The organism is Paenibacillus sp. JZ16, assembly GCF_015326965.1.
Classification (GTDB): domain Bacteria; phylum Bacillota; class Bacilli; order Paenibacillales; family Paenibacillaceae; genus Paenibacillus_AQ.
Window position 1 is genome coordinate 1,363,142 of sequence record NZ_CP017659.1, and the last position, 20,473, is coordinate 1,383,614.

General features: G+C 53.7%; 12 protein-coding genes. 1 reads left to right on the forward strand and 11 read right to left on the reverse strand.

Annotated features, from left to right (window positions below):
• Positions 1-152: 152 nt before the first annotated feature.
• From iolE to BJP58_RS06020, 9 genes are all read right to left on the reverse strand, one after another.
• On the reverse strand, positions 153-1,061 hold the full coding sequence (gene iolE, locus BJP58_RS05980) for a myo-inosose-2 dehydratase (protein WP_194543206.1): 909 nt from the start codon (positions 1,059-1,061) through the stop codon (positions 153-155).
• Positions 1,062-1,084: 23 nt separating this feature from the next.
• Positions 1,085-2,950 (reverse strand): 3D-(3,5/4)-trihydroxycyclohexane-1,2-dione acylhydrolase (decyclizing), encoded by a 1,866-nt coding sequence (gene iolD / locus BJP58_RS05985; RefSeq protein WP_194543207.1) that lies wholly within the window; start codon positions 2,948-2,950, stop codon positions 1,085-1,087.
• Between the two features lie 135 nt (positions 2,951-3,085).
• Positions 3,086-5,311 (reverse strand): glycoside hydrolase family 88/105 protein, encoded by a 2,226-nt coding sequence (locus tag BJP58_RS05990; protein ID WP_194543208.1) that lies wholly within the window; start codon positions 5,309-5,311, stop codon positions 3,086-3,088.
• The gene (locus BJP58_RS05995) at positions 5,308-7,077 is read right to left on the reverse strand and encodes a hypothetical protein (RefSeq protein WP_194543209.1); all 1,770 of its coding nucleotides are present in this window, start codon (positions 7,075-7,077) and stop codon (positions 5,308-5,310) included. Before BJP58_RS05995 ends, BJP58_RS05990 begins: the two co-directional genes overlap by 4 nt.
• Before the next feature lie 27 nt (positions 7,078-7,104).
• A complete protein-coding gene (locus BJP58_RS06000) occupies positions 7,105-7,980 on the reverse strand; it encodes a carbohydrate ABC transporter permease (RefSeq protein ID WP_071218552.1) in 876 nt (291 codons plus the stop codon).
• A gap of 26 nt (positions 7,981-8,006) precedes the next feature.
• The gene (locus BJP58_RS06005; RefSeq protein WP_071218553.1) at positions 8,007-8,909 is read right to left on the reverse strand and encodes an ABC transporter permease; all 903 of its coding nucleotides are present in this window, start codon (positions 8,907-8,909) and stop codon (positions 8,007-8,009) included.
• Between the two features lie 93 nt (positions 8,910-9,002).
• Entirely contained in the window at positions 9,003-10,631 is a 1,629-nt protein-coding gene (locus tag BJP58_RS06010; RefSeq protein ID WP_194543210.1) for an extracellular solute-binding protein, read from the reverse strand.
• Positions 10,632-11,077: 446 nt separating this feature from the next.
• A complete protein-coding gene (locus BJP58_RS06015; protein ID WP_233354981.1) occupies positions 11,078-13,330 on the reverse strand; it encodes a helix-turn-helix domain-containing protein in 2,253 nt (750 codons plus the stop codon).
• 234 nt (positions 13,331-13,564) lie between these two features.
• Entirely contained in the window at positions 13,565-14,614 is a 1,050-nt protein-coding gene (locus BJP58_RS06020) for a Gfo/Idh/MocA family protein (protein WP_194543211.1), read from the reverse strand.
• A gap of 191 nt (positions 14,615-14,805) precedes the next feature.
• On the opposite strand from BJP58_RS06020, the gene BJP58_RS06025 reads away from it, so the two are divergent.
• Positions 14,806-15,693, forward strand: a complete 888-nt coding sequence (locus BJP58_RS06025; RefSeq protein ID WP_194543212.1) for a helix-turn-helix transcriptional regulator — start codon at positions 14,806-14,808, stop codon at positions 15,691-15,693.
• A 170-nt stretch (positions 15,694-15,863) separates the two neighbouring features.
• Here BJP58_RS06025 and BJP58_RS06030 read toward each other — a convergent pair whose 3' ends face one another.
• Together BJP58_RS06030 and BJP58_RS06035 are read right to left on the reverse strand one after the other, a co-directional pair.
• Positions 15,864-18,233, reverse strand: coding sequence for a DUF4962 domain-containing protein (locus BJP58_RS06030; RefSeq protein WP_194543213.1), 2,370 nt, complete (start codon positions 18,231-18,233; stop codon positions 15,864-15,866).
• The gene (locus BJP58_RS06035) at positions 18,217-20,469 is read right to left on the reverse strand and encodes a heparinase II/III domain-containing protein (RefSeq protein ID WP_194544844.1); all 2,253 of its coding nucleotides are present in this window, start codon (positions 20,467-20,469) and stop codon (positions 18,217-18,219) included. The genes BJP58_RS06030 and BJP58_RS06035 overlap by 17 nt, the downstream gene beginning before the upstream one ends.
• Positions 20,470-20,473 lie beyond the last annotated feature (4 nt).

Here is a 20,473-nt window from a genome sequence, read left to right on the forward strand (position 1 = left end):
TACCTGCAATTCTTTATCCTTTGACACCTGATCACCTACAGCTCTTAACCATCGAAGCCCGAAGTCTGCTATGCATGCTTTTATCTGTGTTCTCGAGCGATGTCGAATCGCCATGAGCCTGGTTTCAACGATCATGCCGCATAACTTCAGCCCTATAGTTTCTGCTGGCCTTCCAGCCGTTCCAGGTATTCGATGGCCTGCTGAGCGTACTCCTTGGCAGGATGCAGTGCAGGGTCCTGTTCACCCTCCAGCATCGCCCAACCGTCATAGCCGCGCTTGACGAGCTCGCCGATAATCGGCGCAAAGTCAATGCAGCCGTCTCCTGGAACCGTGAACACGCCTCTGCGAATGCAGCTCACAAAATCGCACCGAGCCTGTCGTGCCTGCTCCAAAACATCAAGCCGGACATCCTTCAGATGGATGTACGCAATCCGCTCATAATGCTTGCGGAGCAGTTCAAGCGGATCTGCTCCCCCGTAATAGGCATGACCGGTATCGTACAGGAGAAACACCAGAGAAGGATCGGTCATGGCCATCAGGCGGTCGATTTCGTCCGGCTGCTCCACGACCGTGCCGCCATGGTGATGGTAAGCCAGCTTCATGCCATAACTCGCCGCAATCTCGCCAGCCTGGTTCAGTCCTTCCGCCAGGCTTTCCCATCCGGCGTCATCCAGACGGAGAACGATACTCTCATTCGGCGTCCGTCGGGGATCGAAGTGAAGTGATCCCCCTACCTCCGCCGTGCTGATGACTTTGCTGCCGAATCCGGCCAGAAACTCCGCGTGCCGCCGGTAATCCTCCAGCTCCTGCTTCCGGTAATCGGGATCAGAGAACAGCACCGACTTCCACTGGGAAACCAGCTGAATGCCGCGCGCATCCAGCTCCCGTTTCAGTATCGTCCGATCCTTGGGGAATTTTCTTCCCATCTCCGTACCAGTCAGTCCCAAAGCCGCAATATCATCTACAATCATCTCAAAGGTCGTGTCGTCCCCATGCTCCCTTACATCCTCGCCGACCCAGTTGATGGGGTGGATCCCCAGCTTGAACAGCCTGTTACTCATAACCAGCGCCTCCTTTGTGTGGTTTAGTAGAGTCTTGCTTCCTTGCTTCGGGCAGCCATCTGGCGCTGCGCTTCGGTTACCTTGCCTGAGGCCGACACCTCCGGCACCTCTACGCGCCACCAGGATTCATAACCATCGGTGTTCGTCCCCGGAACGACCGGAATCTCGATCAGCGTCGTGACGGTTTCCTTCTGCGCCAGGAGAAGTGCTTCATGCAGTGCTTCCGGCGAGTTGGCCTTGTAGGCTTTAGCCCCAAGCGCACGAGCGTGTGCCGCGAAATCAATCGGGAGGTATTCACCTGTCAAGCGACCCGTCCCCACTTCGCGGCGTCGGAACTCATTGCCAAACCCATCGCTGCCGTTGCTCCGCTGCAGATTATGAATACATTGGAATCCGTGGTTGTCGAACAACAATATCGTAATCTTGCGGCCTTCCTGCAAGCTGGTGATCAGCTCCGAGTGCAGCATCAGGTAACTGCCGTCGCCGACCAGCGCATAGACTTCACGGTCCGGCTCCGCGAGAGCGGCTCCCAAGGCGCCGCTCACCTCATACCCCATGCAGGAGAAGCCATACTCCATGTGGTACGTCTTCGGTTCGGAAGGTCTCCATAACCGGTGCAAGTCTCCCGGAAGGCTGCCTGCGGCACAGACGATGATGGAAGATGGGGAGATGACCTCATTGATGACGCCAAGGGCTCTTGTCTGAGACAAGCCGTCCGGATGCTCGGCAGCGTACAAGCGGTCCACCTCGCAGTCCCACGCTGCTTTCAAATCGGCAAGCTCTCGATCTTCGTAACCCGCTTGATAGCCAACCCGAGACAGCTCCTGATGCAGCGCTTTCAACCCTTCCTTCGCATCGGCAATCAGCGCTTCGCCGCCGAGCTTGGCGCCATCCGCACCGTTGACATTCAGGTTCAGGAACGATACATCCTCCCTTTGAAACGCCCATTTGGAGGACGTTGTAAAGTCCGAATATCGGGTGCCGATACCGATAATCAGATCGGCCTTAGCGGCAGCGCGATTTGCCGCCAACGAGCCCGTTACGCCCATGGCGCCCAGGTTCAGGGGGTGGTTCCAGGGAAGCGCACTTTTGCCGGCCTGCGTTTCTGCGACCGGGATGCCGAAAGCTTCCGCAAATGCAGCCAGGTCGGTGGCTGCATCACTGTAGTGCACGCCTCCTCCGGCAATGATGAGCGGACGCTTGCTGGCTGCAATCCGTCCCGCCGCACGCTTCAGTCGCTCCGCCGACGGCGGGCGGCGGTCGATGACGTGTACCGTTTTCTCAAACAGCGAATCCGGATAATCGTACGCCTCAGCCTGCACGTCCTGAGGCAGCGCCAGCGTAACCGCTCCCGTCTCCGCCGGATCAGTAAGCACACGGATCGCCTGGCGGGCGGCCGCGATAAGCTGCTCCGGCCGGGATATCCGGTCCCAATACCGGCTCACCGGCTTGAAAGCATCTGCGGCCGATACGGTATAATCCGACGGTGTCTCTATCTGCTGCAGCACCGGATCAGGCTGGCGGCAGGCGAAGTTATCACCAGGCAGCAGCAGCACCGGGATGCGATTCACCGTTGCCGTAGCTGCCGCGGTGACCATATTGAGCGCACCGGGTCCGATGGACGAGGTGCAGGCCCAGATCTGCCGCCGGTTCTTTTGCTTCGCGTATGCCGCAGCGGTATGCACCATGCCCTGCTCATTTTTGCCCTGAACATAAACCAGGTCACCCGCGCTTCGTTCCAAGGCCTCGCCAAGACCGGTTACATTGCCGTGTCCGAATATTCCCATTACCCCATGCACGAATTTCGTCTCCGCTCCATCGACGGAAACGTACTGTGCATCCAAAAACTTCAGCAGCGCCTGTGCCATCGTTAATCGTGTCGTCGTCAACCGGTTCATCTCCTTTTCAACTTTTCATCTTCATTGCAGCCTAAGAAAGAAACGTTATGTGAATTAAGCGCTTAACCTATTAGATCTATGCGCCTAACCAACTAAGGGTTAAGCGCTTTAAAGAAAGCGTATGCCTTACTTGCCGCCCAGCATGCCTTTCAATTTTATGATTTCCGCGCCCGCCAGCATCATGATGCCGGTCCCGTGATTGTCATTCACCACGGTGAGCAGGTCATGCTTGTAATAATCCCCGGTAAAGGAATAACGGGATCCGCTGCATACCCCGTGCACGCTGCCGCGGCGATCGATGGCTTTTCCGGTCAGCCCCTGCCATGCCCGAATGGCTGCATCGGCGAACGGTGTTGGATTCTCCAGCCAGCCGAACCTCACGCCTCTGGCAAAGGCATAGGCGAACATAGCTGTACAGGATGCTTCCTCATATGCTTCCGGATCAGTAATGACTTGTCTCCAGAGCCCTGACTCTCCCTGGTAGGAAGCGATCCCGGCACACATCTCACGGTAGAATCCAAGCAGGGCCGGTCGGTCCTTATGCTCCCCCGGCAGGCGTTCAAGCAGCTCGGACAAGGAGAACAGGCTCCAGCCGTTTCCACGCCCCCAAGGAATTCGGGTCGCCTTCCCGTATTTGAAGTCAAACACGTGGCTCATCACGCCTTCCTCCGGCATAAACAGATACTCCCGATACCTCAAAAACTGATGGGCCGCGTCATCCAGATAAGAGGAATCGCCTGTAATTTCGGCGTACCGCGACAAGAAAGGCGTGCTCATGTACAGATCATCCGCCCACATCGTATCCGCAGAGTACTCCGAGATGCAGAGACGGTAGAAGGCGCCGTCTTCCCGACGTTCCAGGCGGTTCGTCATAAAGTCCGCAATCACTTCCGCCACATTCAAATAGTCCGGGTTACCGCTTTCCGTGTATGCTTCCAGCATCGCAGAGCCGAAGGAACCACAGTTGTCCAGCATTTTGATCAGCACCAACTGATGGTTAATCGACGGAAATCCATACGTATCCCGATCCCAAACGGCGTATTCATACCATGAAGTACAGATGTCGATGTGCGTGCGAGCAAATTTCGCAATATCCGGCCGCTTCAGGATTCGCGACGTCTGAAGCAGGCCGTACATCGTCACCCCAAGCGGATAATCCCAGCGCCCGAAATTGGTGGCAGAACCGGAGGTCCATTTGTTGCTCAGCATTGCGTTCTCATAGAACGGCCTGACCCGGCGGCCCGGCGCATCCAGGGACCAGCCGGTCAAACCGCCGCTATCCGCGCGCGGGAACAGCCGTCGTACCGAACACACCTCCTTCTGTATTTCCTCCTTCTCAGCAGCCAGCGGCCCGGCAAATAGCCACGGAGAAGGTGCGCCCTGGACTTGAACCGGAAGCACAAAGTCCAGCTCTTTCTCTGAACCATAGGCCTCAAGCTCAAATCCCCATCCGGATGGCCCGCTAGAGCATCGTACGAGAAGATCCCCTCGGCTGGCCGCAGCAGGAATCTCGCAGCCAAAATTGCCGCACCCTTGAGTATCCAACACGGCTTTCCCGTCGATCCATACTTCCGTCCGCCCCAGAGCGCGACCTCTAAGCACAACACAGTCAACGCCTGCCGGCACATGCAATCGGCTCCAGGCATAACCCGATACCGGGAGCTTCGGCAAGCCAAACATACGCTCAAAATTCGGCTTCTCCGCTTCTTCCTCGCTCCAGCCTGTGACCGGGAGCCAGCTAACACCGGTCTCGCCTTCAGTTCCGTGGGCATTCGGAAAGATACCGCTTTCTCCGAACATGCCGGCGGTCAACGGCCCGGCATACGCCCAACCGGCAGCTTCCTTCCGATCAGCAAACGGGGATAACACCTGCAAAATTCTGACCTTGCCCTCCTGGGCGCCAAATCGGCAGCCGAAGCCAGCTTCGGTCCTGCGGGCCTCAATCAGCAGCGTATTCCAGCCGGGTTTCAGAACAAGCGGAACAACGATTTTTGCATCCGGCTTCATCTCGTCCTCGGCTCCCGAGCGGTACATCAGCTGATCGTTCAGATAGAACCGTACGGGGCTGAACGGCATAATCCCGGCGTCAAGCGAACGCTCATCGTCGCTCCAGACCAAGCCAAGCGCATAGGCGGCGTCCCCCGGCCTCGCATCCCGGAACCGGTCGCCGAAGTTGAAATTATAGAACCCTTCCTCGGTCTGAAGAATACCTGTTTCAGCGAACGAGCGCAGCGAGAACGGAATTTCCGGGTTCGCTCCAATGTAGCGGTCGGATATGGTCTTCAGCACTCCAGCATCATCATCGCCCAACCAATACCGGATGCTCTCACGAGCTTCGATATAGCTTGTCATGAAGCTCCACTTCCTTCCGTTTGAGCTTGCTCTGCCGGAGAAAGCTTGATGTGAATCTCCTTCTCGAACGGAGTTACCACGTTCAGCAGCAGCGTTCGGCACCCAAGCGGATAAACCGCTTCCCGGACGCCCGCCGCTGTGTGCTGAAATTCGCCGCCGCTAATTTCCATCCACTCGCCGTCCATCTCGTAGCGAATGCTCCCTTCCATCCAGAACTGAGCATCCACGCCGGCGGGAGCAAGCTCTCCACCGCTAAGGGCTCCAGCTGCCGGAAATATGAGCGAGATCTGCGATACGACTTCCTCCGGCTCCGTCGAGGAAATGACCAGCTTCCAGCCATCAAAGGTTTCCAGCACGTCCACCCCCACCTTATGCTGCTGCACATGCGTCTGGGGACGGCGGTGATGCGGCAGCAGATACCAAGGGCTGATGTCTGCCTTGGTGCTTGCAGGCAGATCGGCTTCCGGCACCGGCCCGTTGTAGCCCTTCTCCTGTTCGCCGGATAGCCGATACCCATCCTCCAACGTCGCCATCCGGCTCATCTTGACAAAGCCGGGGTCGAAGTAGGAGGCGAACTGCACACCCAGCAAACGAGCCGCTCCATGACGAATAGAAAAGAAGGAGGACATTTCCGTGCTGACGGTCACGCTGGTATGTCCTGCACGGATTCGGGCGACCGGAGCGCCAAAATCCGTATGCATCCGGCTGTAACGGATGACACCGTGATGACCGGCACCTGCAAACCCGGACAGGTAGCGCTCCCTTGGAAATTCTCCGTTCAGCACGACGCGATAATGCTCCGGCATCGGCGTTATCTCCGCACCCTGGCGCTTTAGCCCCGGATCCAAGAGCAGCCGAACGGCTGCGTTGGTCGGTGCTCCGCCGGGATGCTTCAGCAGAGACAGCGACTGTTCCGCCATCCCCTGAAATACCGGATCACGGTCCAGCGAGGCCATCATCAGACACGGCAGAAAATATCCCGACATATCGAAGCTTTGACCAAAATCCTGCCGCCCGGAATATTCGGTAACGATCTCCCCATCCGGGTGAACCAGATAGGACATCATCTTCAAATTGGCACGGACCGGGATCAGAAGCTCCGGACGCTTCAGCAACCTGGCCGCATGAATCAGCATGACGTCGCTGACGACGTTGTAGATCCCGTTGCTGCGCTCGGTCCACTCCCCGTCCGCCGTGGCGTCCATGCCTTCGGCGAGCCACTCCTCCGCCCGCTTCAAGGCATCGTGCGAATCAAAGAGCTCATTCAAGAAGCCCAGCGCCGCGCAGATGACCCACCGATGATTCGGCGTATGGCAGCCTCCGGTAATTAGCGCGGGCAAGGTCCGTTCCAGAAACAGCAGCATATCCGCCGCTGCTCCCTTCAGCTCTTCCCAACCGTCGGCCAGAAGCAGCTGCGCTGCTTGCGCGTAACCAACCACGACGAACGCCGTATCCGGAGGAGAATGAAAATTCGTCCAGCCCGGCGAGATCGTACCGTCGCTATGCTGAGTCTCCAGCATATAACGCGCCGCAAGCGTTAATCTGTTCGCCAGCTCCTTGCTGTGGTAGTATTCGGATGCCGGATTGCAAAGCGCGGCGGCCCAGATCGCCATGGCGGTCGGTGTCCCGCTGTTATGATTGGGTGAGGGCAAACCGTGCTCCAAGGTACGAACCCCGCCATACCAGCGATGTGCCTGCTCCATAATCTGGCGGTCCGTCCCCTCCCGAACCCAGCCGTCATTGACTTCAAAAACTTTGTTATACATTTACGATCCTCCTGATATCCGTCGTCCTTAACCCTTCACGGCTCCCAGCATCACGCCGCTGACGAAGTAACGCTGCAGCCATGGATACACGATTAGAATCGGCACAGTGGCAAATACGACGCTGGCCGCTTTCAAGCTTTCCGTGGTTGCTCTGACACCCGCTGCAGGTCCCTCGTTACGGGTCAGATCCGTGATCATATTGTTCTGTACCAATTGATACAGCTTCAGCTGAAGCGGATACAGCTCTTCGCTTGTAATGTACAGCAGCGTGTCCTGAAATCCGTTCCAGCGCCCGACCGCATAGAACAGGCTTAGCGTTGCTATGACCGGCAATGACAGCGGCAGAATAATCCGAAGCATCGTTCCGATCTGGCTGGTGCCGTCAATTTCGGCCGCTTCCTCAAGACTTTCCGGAATTCCGTTAAAGAAGGAGATCAGGATAATCAGATAGAACGGACTGATCAGTCCCGGAAGAACCAGGGCCCATATCGTATCCAGCAAATTCAGGTCTTTCACGAGAATGTATTCCGGGATAATGCCCCCGCTGAAGAACATGGTCACAATGATGATAAACATGAAGATTTTGCGGCCTTTCAGCTTCTTTTTTGTCAGCGGATAAGCGGCAATCATCGTCATGATCATGCACAGCACCGTCGTCAGCAATGTGAGCATGACCGTAAAGCCGAGAGACCGGATCATGCTGGAATCCGAGAAGACGGATTTATAAGCCTGAAGGCTGAACTCTACCGGAAACAAAGTCACGTCACCTGACGTTACCGCACGATTTGAGCTGAAGGAGATGGCGATAATATGGAAAAAGGGTGCCAGGCAAAGAAGAACAAAAAGTGCAAGCAGGATGATGTTTACGGTATCAAAAACGCGGTTCGACACACGCTCGCTCATGAGTGATACTCCTTTCTGCAAAAACGTTAAATGATGGACTCGTCCGTCAGTTTTTTGGATGCATAGTTGGCTCCAAGGATAAAGATCAAGCCAACGACAGCCTGGAACAGGCCGACCACCGTCGCCAGCGTATACTGCCCGGATTCCAAACCGGTCCGGTACACATAGGTACTCAGCACGTCGGAGTAATCCATGACCGCTTTATTGCCGATGACAAACGGACGGTCAAAACCGATCGAGATCATATTCCCGAGGTTGATGATGAGGAGCGTTACAATCGTCGTCTTCAAGCCCGGCAGCGTGATATACCAGATTCGTTTGAACCTGCCTGCCCCGTCCACTTCCGCCGCTTCAAACAGCTCCTTGTTGATCCCGGTTAAGGCAGCCAGATAGAGGATGGTTCCCCAGCCTGCGCTCTGCCACACACCCGTTGCCAGGTAGGTGATGAGCCATGTATTTTTTTCGGTTAGAAAAGGCACCGAATCAAAGCCGAGCGCCATCAGCATATTGTTGATCATGCCCGATTGCGTGCCAAACACCTGGTATACGATGCCGCCTATAATAACCCATGAAATAAAATGGGGAATATACAATATCGTTTGGGATAAACGTTTGAACCATCGAATTCGGAGTTCATGCAGCATAATGGCCAGAATCAACGGGGCCGGAAATGACACCAAGAGATCCAGCAGATTGAGCATCAGTGTGTTGCGCAGTGTTTTATAAAAGTCCTGTGTCTGGAAGACTTCTCGGAAGGCATCCAGTCCAATCCATTCGCTTCCGGTGATGCCCTGGAAGAAATTGAAATCCTTAAAAGCAATCTGAACGCCCCACATTGGGCCGTATTTGAAAATGATAAAGTAGACCAAAGGCAGAACAAGCAGTGCATATAATTGCCAGTACCGGCGCAGGTAAACGGTTCCTCTCATCTGAATCATCCTCTCCTTGCTCATGACGCCGGGAGCGAAGGGACGGCCTCTTGTATATAGCCGTCCTTTCCCTTGTCCCGCTGCGGAGTATCTTTATTTGGATTGCATCTCCTGATAAACCTTGGTCCGCTCATCAAGAATCGCCTGGCCGCCGCTGACCATGTAATCCTTCATCGTAGCTTCGAACACTTTCTCGAAGTCTTCCGGTTTGGCCATCGCCGTCTTTACGATCATCTCTTCGTATTTGGCTTGGAGGTTCGTGCCGTATTTCGCTTCGGCTTCGATCGGTCGGTCAAAGTTGACCGGCTTAAACGTATCCGTTGCCGCTATTTCGACGGCCTTGCGGTGCAGATCCTGGAACTTCTCCGGGAAGTTGGTCGTCAGCTTCTCCCGGTTCTGTGCCTCGTCGCCAACAAAGTTACCGTTAGCGATAATGGCAATGTCGCCGGAGTTGTAAAGACGATCAATCACATCTTGAGGAGCGTCGGTCTTCATGACGGGAATGCCGTCCACCATTTCATAGTTTTCGCCTTCCACCCCGTTTTGCAGAGCCAGCAGATTGGCTGGATCGGCCATCCAATTCAGGTATTTAATCGCTTCCACAGCATGGCTGCTTGTTTTCGGAATCATGATATACATGCCGTTTGGCGCATATTCGGGCTTCGCGCGCTTGCCTTCGGAGTTGGTGAATGGATCGATCGGTTCCAGTTTGGCATCCGGCTGGTTTTTCAGCAGCGTATCATAGGTGCCGTCCGCGTAGTACAAGTTCGGATAATCCTCTGTCAGGAAGCCAGTGAGGCCATTCGTTACATCCTGGGTCAGCTGCTTCTTGTCTTCGTCCAAACTGAAGTCACGGCTGATCAGCCCCTCATTGTACAGCTTGTTGAAGAATTGAAGCGCATCCTTAAAGCCGGGAAGCAGGGTCGGATAGTCATTGGCTCCGAGCTTTTGGAGCTGGGTGTACTTCTGTTCTTCCGTGGTCGGCTGGATAAAGGACCAGATTAACGGATCGTATTGAGCCGGTTCGATTGTCATGCCGAAAGGAATGACCTTGCCGCCGGTTTCGCCCGGATCCTTTTCTTTAAAGGCTTTCAAGACCTCGTACAGATCATCCGTGGTTTGTGGCACGTCCATGCCGAGCTTCTCTAACCAGTCGGTACGGATAAAGGAAGAATACTTACCCAGGAAAGCCCGCTTTCCAGGAACGGCAAACTGTTTGCCCATGTACTGGCCGTAACTCATCGCGTCCTCATCGAGGAATTCCTTCAGGTTCGGACCGTGCTCGTTGATCAGATCGGTCAGCTCCGTCAGTCCGCCCTGCTCCGCGTAGCGATTGAAGGTAGGGGTGTCGTACGTAAAAACAATATCCGGCACGTTGCCGCCGCTGGCCATCAGAACGTTCAGCTTCTTGATCTCCTCCGAACGGGGTACCGGTACAAATTCCATCTTAATGTTGTTAGGAGTTCCAAAGTTGTCCTGGATGTATCTCGTTAGGTAGCTGTCGGTTATGGTGTATGGCTTCGGTGTATTGCCGCGATCAAATATTTCGACCTTCAGCGTGACCTGCTTACCATCCTTAGAGCCGGAATCTCCGCTTCCGCTTGAAGTATTGGTGCTGCCGCCCGAGTCTGATGAACACCCGGATAATACGACCGTTCCAGCCAATAGCATGACGAGCGAGAGCTTTGCGAGCTTGCCCCATTTTTTCTTGCTTGCCGCCATAGTTACATCCCCTTTTCTTATTTTGATATTGCCCTACTGTTCGCGCCGTTCTCTTAATTGAATATATCCTGCGGATACATCCCTGCGCTGTTTTGGGATCCATTCATGTAAGCGCTTAACCCGTGGGGTGTCCTCAGTATGCCTCAGAGGCCCGGGTATGACAATAAACCAAATTCCAAACCCCAGAATGCGCATGGTTACACGGTTTCTCGGTTTAGCAATGACTATTTTCGCATCATAAACCGTTTTCATACGATCGCCTTAAACCTTGCTGCATCCACGGTTTGTTCCGTATGTTGAACGTCCCGCTAAATGAAGCCCCAGGCTTGAAATTTGCCGTGCATATGCAAAAATACGAAACGGGTGCTGCTCCCAATCGGAAACTTCTGCACCCGCTTCTTGATAAACTATAGTCATAAACTGCTTTCGCAATCCAAGCCGCTCGTTTATGATCCCGGCTCCATACCAGGAGACGGCTTCATCTTCAGCTTGCGGTAATCTCCCGGCGTCACACCGGCCGTCCGTTTGAACACCCGCCCGAACGTAATGGCGTTTGCATACCCGATTTTCTCCGCAATTTCCTGTATGGAGAACTCGGTCTCCGCCAGCAGCTCCTCCGCCCGCTTCATCCGCAGCTGAACCAGGAAATCAACGAACTTCATATCGTATTCCATTTTAAACAGATAGCTTGCGTATTTGCCTGAAATCTGAAAACGGTCGCTAAGATGCTTTAGGGACAAATCCGGATCTTCAAAATGCTCTTCGATATAGTGCTTCATCTCACTGATCATGGCCCGGTAGCTTTTGGTTTCACTGAGCGCAACGTAAGTACGGTAAGTTTCCGTTAGTTGATCGCTGATCCTGCTCTGGAGCTCCTCCAGGGTCGCTGCTCCCGCCAGCATATGGTCCTTGCTCTCCGAAAGCTGATCCCGCAGCTCGCCGGATAACACCCCAACCTCCCGGGACAGCAGCTGAAGCATGCTGTTGACCAGAGAACGGATGATGTCGTCCTTCAGCCGCTCCTCCTTGAACGAAACGAACATATCCTGCAGACGGGTTCTCCAGCCATCGTTATTTAAGCGAAAGTCCTTGACCAGCTCCGAAATTTCCGTCAGATAAGGAAGCAGGTGGCTTAAATCCTCCTTGGACAGCTCATCGCCAATCAGGACGCCATGATCCCCCATTACCAGTCTATAACCGAGCGCCTCCGAGGCGGAGCGGTACGAGGCCCCGATCTCATGAAGCCCGGTGACCGTACTGCCCAGCCCGAAGCTCATAGGCAGGCGAAGCTTTTCCTCAACCCAGCCGCGGCATTCCTCAGCGGCATGGATCAGGGCCGGACGAGTCTCGTCTTTTACCTCCGGCAGCGCGATCAGAATACCGACGCGGCTGCCGGAGATCCACTCGAGCCAGCTGTTGAAGCCGGCATTGCGTGAAAGCTCCTGGAACACGTTCATCAAGGCAAACTTCAACACATTCTGGTCCCGAGCGGTATGAACATCCTGAAAGCCGCTGTAATCATTGATTTCACCCAGCATCATAACGTAGCCAACCGGTTGTTCCGGCAGCGCCATCGGGGTCAGCTCGCTCATCCGCGATTGCAGCTCTTCCTCGTGCTTCTGCCCGCCGATCAGGTCCATAAACAGCTGACTGCGCTGAAGCTGGAGATTCTCGTCCTGCTTTTTGTCATAATCCATGGACCTGTTGATCAGGCTTTCAAGCGCGCTGTCGATCACGGATAATTCATCCTTGGCCGCCTGCGGCATGTTCAGCTGAATGGATTCTATGCGGTTCATCATGGCTTTGATCGGCTGATAATTCCGCCTGCTAATATATATGATGTAAATAACGGCAAGCACCACGGTCACGAACCCGATGACGATCCAGATATAGGATACGACCGACACCCAGGCATAGAGCTGGCCCGCACGGAGACCGCTTTCAAAAGTCCAACCCAGCTGTTCCGATTGCAGCGTTGTCAGCACCTTGCCTTCTTTGGCCCGGTTATCCTCTCCGGTCTGGGATGCTATGAAGATCAGCTCCCCGCTGGAATCCAGAATGTTTAAAAAGGAAACGCTGTCATTTATCATCGGATTGATCATCTGCTCCAACCGGTACATGCTGACGTTTATCACCAGCAGCCCCTGGCTTCCGAAGGGGAGCGGCAAATTTTTGTACATGGAAATGACCTGCTTCGGTTCGTTCTCCCCGAGACCCGTCATGGAGCGTACGGCCGACCAGCCCCGATAATCGTGCTCCTTCACGGCGTGCTCGATAAATGAACGGTCCGGAAACGTCGAGAGGGAGCTCTGTCCGCTGGTAGTCAGCACGGACTGATCCGAATGACGGTACAAATAGACCGATTCAATCATGCTACTGTCCGTTTGCAGAACGCGAAGTCGTTTCACCAGCGAGTACATCAGATTTTGGTCGGATGACGGGGTACTGAACAGATAGCTGGAGTATAGGGAACTCGTCTCCACTTCGTTCAGCACGTTCATCTCAATTGCATGGATGGAGCGGTCAAGGTCTTCCATAATAAATCTCGTGGATATCCCGTTCGCCTTGGCTGCTTCTTCGCGTGAAGCCTCATTAAACATAATGAAAGAAAGAAATACGATAATGGTAATGGTGATAAGGAAAATGGGAAAATAGGAAAGAAGCAGCTTGCGATACCAGTTTTGCTGCAAAGAGGTCATTCCTTTCTCTTCCAGGTTAAGCGTTTTACTTATGCTTGTCCTTTATTGTAGCACGGCTTTGTCCCCCACTGGAAGAGGGATGTCTTTAAAGGAAGAACTCCTGCAACGCAAAACCAAAAAGCCGCGAATCCCCGCGGCTCCTTGTACCCTATATGTTTTTGTTCCCCAGACAACACATTCCTGTGCAAGCCATCCTCCAGCCAAGGCTAGAGTTGTATGAAAATGCCGCCGAAACTACTCACTTGTTCCCTTCATGAACTCCGATATCATGACTTTCTGTCCCGTCTTGGCACTCTCCAAGGCAGCCAGCACCATCGCCATGCTGTAGACGTTGTCGCTGCAATCCGTCTCCGGCTTGATGCCCGCTTCGAGGGCATGAAACATATGTTCCAGGCAGCCATGATGTCCGGTCTTCTCCATGACGGGCAGCGTTCCTTCCGTCCGTTCATACCTCCGTATGAAATTTCCTGATTGATCCCCTTCCGCCACGAACTCCGCATAAATCTCATCATGACCGTCCCAGATTGCCGTTCCTCTCTCTCCCGTTACGCGCCATGCGGCCTCCCAGGAGGTCTGAGCACCTTCGGCACACCAGGAACCGCGGTAATTGAACACGGAGCCGTCCGACATTTCATAGATGCATATCGCCATCGCGTTACCGGCATACCAGGACCCCGGCGGGTTAAACTCCTGACAGTACACGGATACCGGATTGGCTCCGCTGATCATTCGGGCCTGGTCGAAGGTGTGAATGGCCATGTCGAGCAGCAATGGACTGTCCATCAGGTCCCGAAACCCGCCGAAATGGGCGCCCAGAAAAAAATCCGCCCCAATGAAACCGGGTTTTCCAATCGCGCCGCTATCAATCAAATCCTTGAACGCCCTAATTCGCGGGTCAAATCGGCGGTTTTGCATGACGGCATGCGTTCTGCCCACAGACTCGGCCAGCTTCACGATATCCAGGCATTCCGTCATCGATTCCGCTAACGGTTTTTCGCTGAATACATGGCACCCGTGCTTAAGCGCTGCCGTGCTAATCCCATAGTGGCTGGCCGGAATGGTCACATCAAATACGATATTCGCTCCGCTTGAAGTAAGAGCCTCCGTAATATTTGTATAGATGGGACAAGAAAGCCCATGCCGATCGGCAAATGCCTGTGCAAACTTTTCCTGGATATCCACGAGGCCCACGATTTCAACGTCCTCACGCCCTTTTGCATATTCCGCCCATGTATTCGCCATACTGCCGCATCCTGCTATCACAACTTTAAATGTCGTGTTCATGCTTGTTAACTCCCCCTGAATACGTCATATTGTCGTAAACCGCTTACAAATCTTTTTCCTAACACGTTGTCATCATTCCGATATTGGCTTATTGTAAGTGAAGCAACTTCATTATAATGGCGGAACTCAACATTTTCTCTATACAACCTTGTGCATTACCACTCTAATCTTGCGGTTCGAGGTGAATTCGCTTGTCCAATCCAAGAGAGCTTCATGAGAATACGAGACTTGACTACAAAGCTTATCCCGTGCAGGTATTTCATAACTTCTGCTCCCATGCCAAAATGAAAGACTGTATCCTGTATCTCCACTGGCATGAGCACTTTGAGATCATTAGCATGCGCCAAGGACACGCGGTATTCCATATTGATACAACTCCGTATGACGTAAAGGCCGGGGAAGTCATTATCATCCCCGGCGGCAGCCTTCACGTGGGATATGCGCTTGAAGATGGCGACGTACGATTTGATTGTGTCGTGGTGAATGCATCCCTCTTTAACGATTTCCTTCATGATCCGATTCATGCGCGTTATGTCGCTCCCTATATGGAAGGCCGGCTCCGTTTCCCCGTCAAGCCTGCCGAGAGCCACCCAGCTGGCGCAGACTGCTATCCGCTGTTGGATGAAGTCATTGAAGAGCTTGTAACGCGTCGTCCAGCCTATGAGCTTGTAGCCAAGTCCAAGCTGTACACCCTGTTCGTTCTGCTGGCGCGCACATTCATGCCCGCACCGTTCACGGAGAAGACGGCCGAGCCGTATTTTGCGAATCGGGACCGTTATAAAACACTCATTCAACACATCGAGAGCAACATCGGCGAGAAATTGTCGGTTGAGGCCGCCGCGGCGGCGGTCGGTTTGAATCCGTTTCATTTTTGCAAAATGTTCAAGCGTTTAACAGGGCGCACATTCGTGGATTACGTCAATCTAACCCGAATGAATGAAGCGGAGAAGCTGCTTCGTGAAGGGACTTTAACCATCACCGAGATTGCCGGCATCGTCGGCTGCAGCAACCCGAATTATTTTACCAAGCTGTACAAACAGTACAAGGGCATGACACCTTCCCAGGCTAGACTGTTATAAACCCTGATTTCAGAATCAATCCTTTGCGAACTATATCCCGGCCCATGATCTCTACGAGAACGGTAACTGTATCCATCAGCATTGTGAATATGCATAAAAAAAGACTCAACATCCAGCTGCTTGCGCTGAAGTTGAGTCTATTTTCTAAATCGAAACAGCACCTCTAAGAGTTAATATGCCTTAGGCACCTCGACCTTTCTTGTGTTCCCATCCTCATTCGTGAAATAGATATGAACTCCATGGTCCTGATCATCCAGGAAATATGAGACATATTTATTCTCATCCGCCTTCATGGGAACCAGGAGGGTCGCGATGCGATGGCTTGCCGCAGATTTCGTTTCAGCATGCAGATGCCACTGGTTATCCAGCCCATCGATTTCATCGGGATCGACATCGATGAACTGATTATGCTGATTCAGCGACAAGTCGCCGGATGAACTGTACACGAATCGCCCTTCCATTTCCGCTTTGCTGCCCAACACTCGAAACGTCTGCCCCGACAGCTTCATCCGGTTCAGAGTATGAAACAGCCACTCGATGCTGGCTGGCTTGGCGAGATCCACCGTATCCACAATGACAAAATATGATTCGTCAAAAAAATAGATCTCGCGCACATACCGCTCAAGATAAGGGACATTCTCCAGGTAGGCCTGCGTAGCGTTCATACGGGTATACCCGTACCCTGGTGACGCGTCAACTTGCTCCACCTTCCCGCTGGCCTCGATGCAGAGCACCTTGTCTTTTCCCGCATACTGCCCATGGCCATCGATGAGAATATTGTTCGTGGAACGCGTCTGCCTCCGCCAATTCATATGCATCGTGCTTCCAAAAGCGATATAATATCCACTCTCGATAGCGAGAGGTTCGCCGAATGCGTGCAGCAGGAATCCGTTCTGGTCACCGTGACTGTGGCTCATGGAGCCGTAACGGCTGCTCTTTGCCAGCAGCATGATATGTTCATCCGGATCATCCATCCGGTGATGCATCGCCACCCAGTCAATATCCCGGAACCATTTGACGGATTGGATGGTCCCCTCCTTCGCTTCCGAAGCGTTATCGGAAGAAAACGGAACGGTAACAGAAGGAGCAACAGCCTCCACTTGAGGGTAATCATGCCGGTACAGCATATCGTCAAATCGGAAATCCCACCAGCCGTAATTGTAAAACTTGGTGTCGGCGTCCGTATCCGCTTTGGCTACTTGTTCATAATACCACTGATATAATCCGTTGCCTGTAATGCCTGCAAACTGGCGAATATTGAAAGCCGTCTTCAGACTAACGGGTTCGCCTAGATAGGACTGGTCTCCGAAGCTGGCCCGTATCGTGTCCGGGCTGCTGCAGTAGAGCGGAAAGTCGCCCGTGCGCCCAAAGAACGGCCGTTTAAAGAAATCAATCGATACGTAGCTGCGAATGAGATTAAGCGCATCTATCACAAACGCCATGCCGGTTGTCCAATAGAGCGGCCCCTCGGCCCAGCCTCCATCTTCTCCGCCCCAAGGCGAATAGAGGCAGGCGTAGTATTCCAGCGTGTAATCCAGCCATGTCTGTGCCTCGGCCTCTTCATGCAGCATGGCAATGCAGGCTGGGACAAACACGGAGGACAACGAACGAACAGCATGGCTGTCATAGGGGACATGATGGATTTTCGAGCGCTCCATCACATGGAAGGCCACCTGCTCCGTACGTCGCAGAAGAGCTCCCCTGACGAGATCCATCTCCTCTGCGGTGAGGTAATCGTGGAGCCAGTCGTATCCCCATGCGAGTGCACCAACCATCCGAAACGCAGCTTCATCGTTATAATCCCTGGACGTTGTACCTTCCGTATCCCACCGGGCCGCGTGAAGCAGCCACGACTTCGCTTTGGCTATCAAAGCATCATCCTGCAAAATGACCCCTGCCACGCTTAAGTGCCGGATGACATACAGCGTTTCTTGGCAATCCATGTACATTTTTCTCCACAGCTTCGCGACACGCTTATTGCCGGGATAACGTTCCGGTTCCGGAATTAACGGCTTATCCAGCCACGGAATGACCGATTTCTCGTAAAAAGCGCGCCAGCCGCAGTAATCATCATCCTGACGTAAATGTTCACGGAACGCCGCCACTCCCTTCTCATCCAGCCATAACCGCGGATGCCCGGTATTCGTGCGTTCATAGCGATCCCCACGGTCAGGCAGGGGAGTCTCAGGGAGGCCCTCCGGAACATGAAACATTCGGGATTGGCTCCATGAAGAACGGTTAAGGGCAGCGTCCGTCGTATCCTCCCCTTGTTCCCCGGTCAGCAAGGCATAGCGCCAATAATAAGTACCTGCCTCCAGAGGGTGATCCGGAGTGTATAAGTTATAGGGAATCGGCGAAATTGTCGTTGTCGCCTCCGTTTCATACGAGGGTGAGGTCGAAATCTGCAGCATATAACGGTCGTTCTCCAGCTGTCCCGGCATCCAGGTGAAACGGGGAGGATTCTCAAGCAGCTTACTCTCTTCATCCGGTTGATATGGCACGGACAACAATCCGCTTTTCGGTTCAAACAAGGTTTTCATCGAGTACCCTCTCCTTCAACCCGTTGTTGGTCATCGTGAAGCTTCTCGCGGTCCTGCCATCGGACAAGCTGAGCCAGTCCCCATTCTCCGACCGGTTCCATTCCAATGTCAGCGGCTCCGTACCGCTACGGTAGACGGCAATGAAGCGGGCTTGCGAATCTGTCCGATGAAGCCGGATTCCCTCCATCCTTCGGCTGGGATCGTCCGCAATTCCAGGTGACTCCACCTGTGTGCATCCCATCCCCTCAAAGGCGATAAATGAAGCTACCGCCAGCGGCCCTGATGCATTGGCAATATGGAGATTGAATTGCATGCCATCCTGGGACAAGGCGTGGGCGCAGCTTTCTTTTACATATGCGTATCCATCTTCATTTCCTAGATTCGTTACAACATGGCCCTGATCAGCATTTGGAAGCCCGCTAAGCTCTCCTTGGCCAACATAATGAAACCACCAATCCACAGCTGCCGGCTCTTCCAATTCCACTTCGAACCAATCCAGAAGCCAGTCATCCGTCAATATCAGATGCCGGTCCAGAACGCCCTGTTCATAAGCCTGATCGGACCGCACCCAGAGATAAGTAAAATTCGAACTGGATTCATACCGAATGCATCTCCCTTCGGTCGGATTCTGGGAACGCCGCCCAACCGAGACGGTGTTGTGGCAGGCTGTATGGGGATACCATTCGTTCTTCAGGATTGAACCGTACGGTACGGTACCACGGTCTGGCGATAGTGGCTGGTTCCCGACATGAATCATCAGATTCAGTTTATCGAAGTGACCATGTGATCCACCATGAGGGCCAAAATCGACCAACGCCTGAAGCCCATTCGAATGATTCGACTTCAACAGGGCAAATCCGCTGTGAGGAAGAAAGACCGAAGGAGCGGAAAGATCGGGCAAGTCATTCTGGTTTCTGCCTTCATTGTCCCTTGCTTTCCTTGCTTCCTTTCCTTCAGTTTCCTTACCTGCTTGGTTCGCATGTTCTGCATCGCCTGCTCCTTGCACGTCTCGTGTCACTCGTACTTCGATGACGTCCCCGACTTCCCATACTCCTTCCGATGTCTTCCGATGAGAATCCTTCACCTCAGAAGCAGCCATTCCGTATCTCCCATCCCAATGGCCCGTACCGTACAACAGAGCTTCCAGCATGCCGATCCGGCCTTCTTCACCATTCAATTCACGATACACATTGTCTAACAATCGTCGATAGCTCTTATCCCCATAGACGGATAAACCGATTTCCACAATCTCGGCGATTTCTCGCGCATACGGAGCCCTGCGATAAGGACCGTCGTGAAGTGCAGGCAGGGAGCCATTTTGGTCTGATAATTGAACCAGTACCGCCAGCATTCCCTGCATGGATTGGCCTTGCTCTCCCCTCAGGGAAAAAAGCTCTTCACCAACCCGGCTCCCCATTTCCGCTGCAATCAGGTAAGCACGGAGTACGAATACGTGGTAATACACGCTGCCTTCATATTCAAGCTGATCCGGCCTGATGGCAATGCTGAGATGATGCCGCAGGCCGCCTTCCTTCACGACCAGCTGCCGCAGCTTCTCCGCTTCGCCTTGTACCGCATAGATACTAAACAGCGCGGCAATCAGCCAGGCGGTATAGTTGTTCTCGGGATTTCCGCGCTCCTGGGTCAACATATGATGATATTCCGTCATGCTGCTCTCGAGCATATGCAGGAAATGATCAATCTTCCGGCGTTCAGCCTCGTGAAACGACACCTGCAAATCCTCCAAAAGGAGATAACCGCGAAGCAAGGTCGTTGCCCAGATGGCCTCGGTTAAAGCCTGATGAAATGCGCGCCCTTTCAGCATCCAGGGCTGGGCATCCGGGTGGACAGGATAAAGCGGAAACTGCTCCGCGTAGCGGACGATCAGCTTTTTTCCAAGATCGGCGTAGACCTGCTCTCCCGTACCGGCATAAACGGCGGCAGATTGCAGAACGTATCGGGCCATAGCCTGATGCTTGAATACCAGCCAAGCTCCCCTGTACGGTTCCCCCTCCACTTCGCAGCCATACGGACAACGATAGGAGCTGCAATCGGCTTCCAGCGAATCATACATCAGTTCCGTATGATGTTCGGGACACACGTATTGGTGCCACCAGCCGCCGGGCTCGACAGGAACATCCAGCTTCCGTTCGATGACCTGGTCAAGCTCGGCCTTCAGGATATCGACTGTACGTTCGCTCCACGGATAGAATATCGACTTCGATTTGACCTTCATCCAA

Bases quoted from the DNA above. Each gene is read 5' to 3' on its own strand.
- BJP58_RS05990 (WP_194543208.1), bottom strand. From the start codon at position 5,311: ATGACAAGCTATATCGAAGCTCGTGAGAGCATCCGGTATTGGTTGGGC.
- BJP58_RS06035 (WP_194544844.1), bottom strand. From the start codon at position 20,469: ATGAAGGTCAAATCGAAGTCGATATTCTATCCGTGGAGCGAACGTACA.
- BJP58_RS06030 (WP_194543213.1), bottom strand. From the start codon at position 18,233: ATGAAAACCTTGTTTGAACCGAAAAGCGGATTGTTGTCCGTGCCATAT.
- BJP58_RS06015 (WP_233354981.1), bottom strand. From the start codon at position 13,330: ATGACCTCTTTGCAGCAAAACTGGTATCGCAAGCTGCTTCTTTCCTAT.
- BJP58_RS06010 (WP_194543210.1), bottom strand. From the start codon at position 10,631: ATGGCGGCAAGCAAGAAAAAATGGGGCAAGCTCGCAAAGCTCTCGCTC.
- BJP58_RS06020 (WP_194543211.1), bottom strand. From the start codon at position 14,614: ATGAACACGACATTTAAAGTTGTGATAGCAGGATGCGGCAGTATGGCG.
- BJP58_RS06000 (WP_071218552.1), bottom strand. From the start codon at position 7,980: ATGAGCGAGCGTGTGTCGAACCGCGTTTTTGATACCGTAAACATCATC.
- iolE (WP_194543206.1), bottom strand. From the start codon at position 1,061: ATGAGTAACAGGCTGTTCAAGCTGGGGATCCACCCCATCAACTGGGTC.
- BJP58_RS05995 (WP_194543209.1), bottom strand. From the start codon at position 7,077: ATGTATAACAAAGTTTTTGAAGTCAATGACGGCTGGGTTCGGGAGGGG.
- BJP58_RS06005 (WP_071218553.1), bottom strand. From the start codon at position 8,909: ATGAGAGGAACCGTTTACCTGCGCCGGTACTGGCAATTATATGCACTG.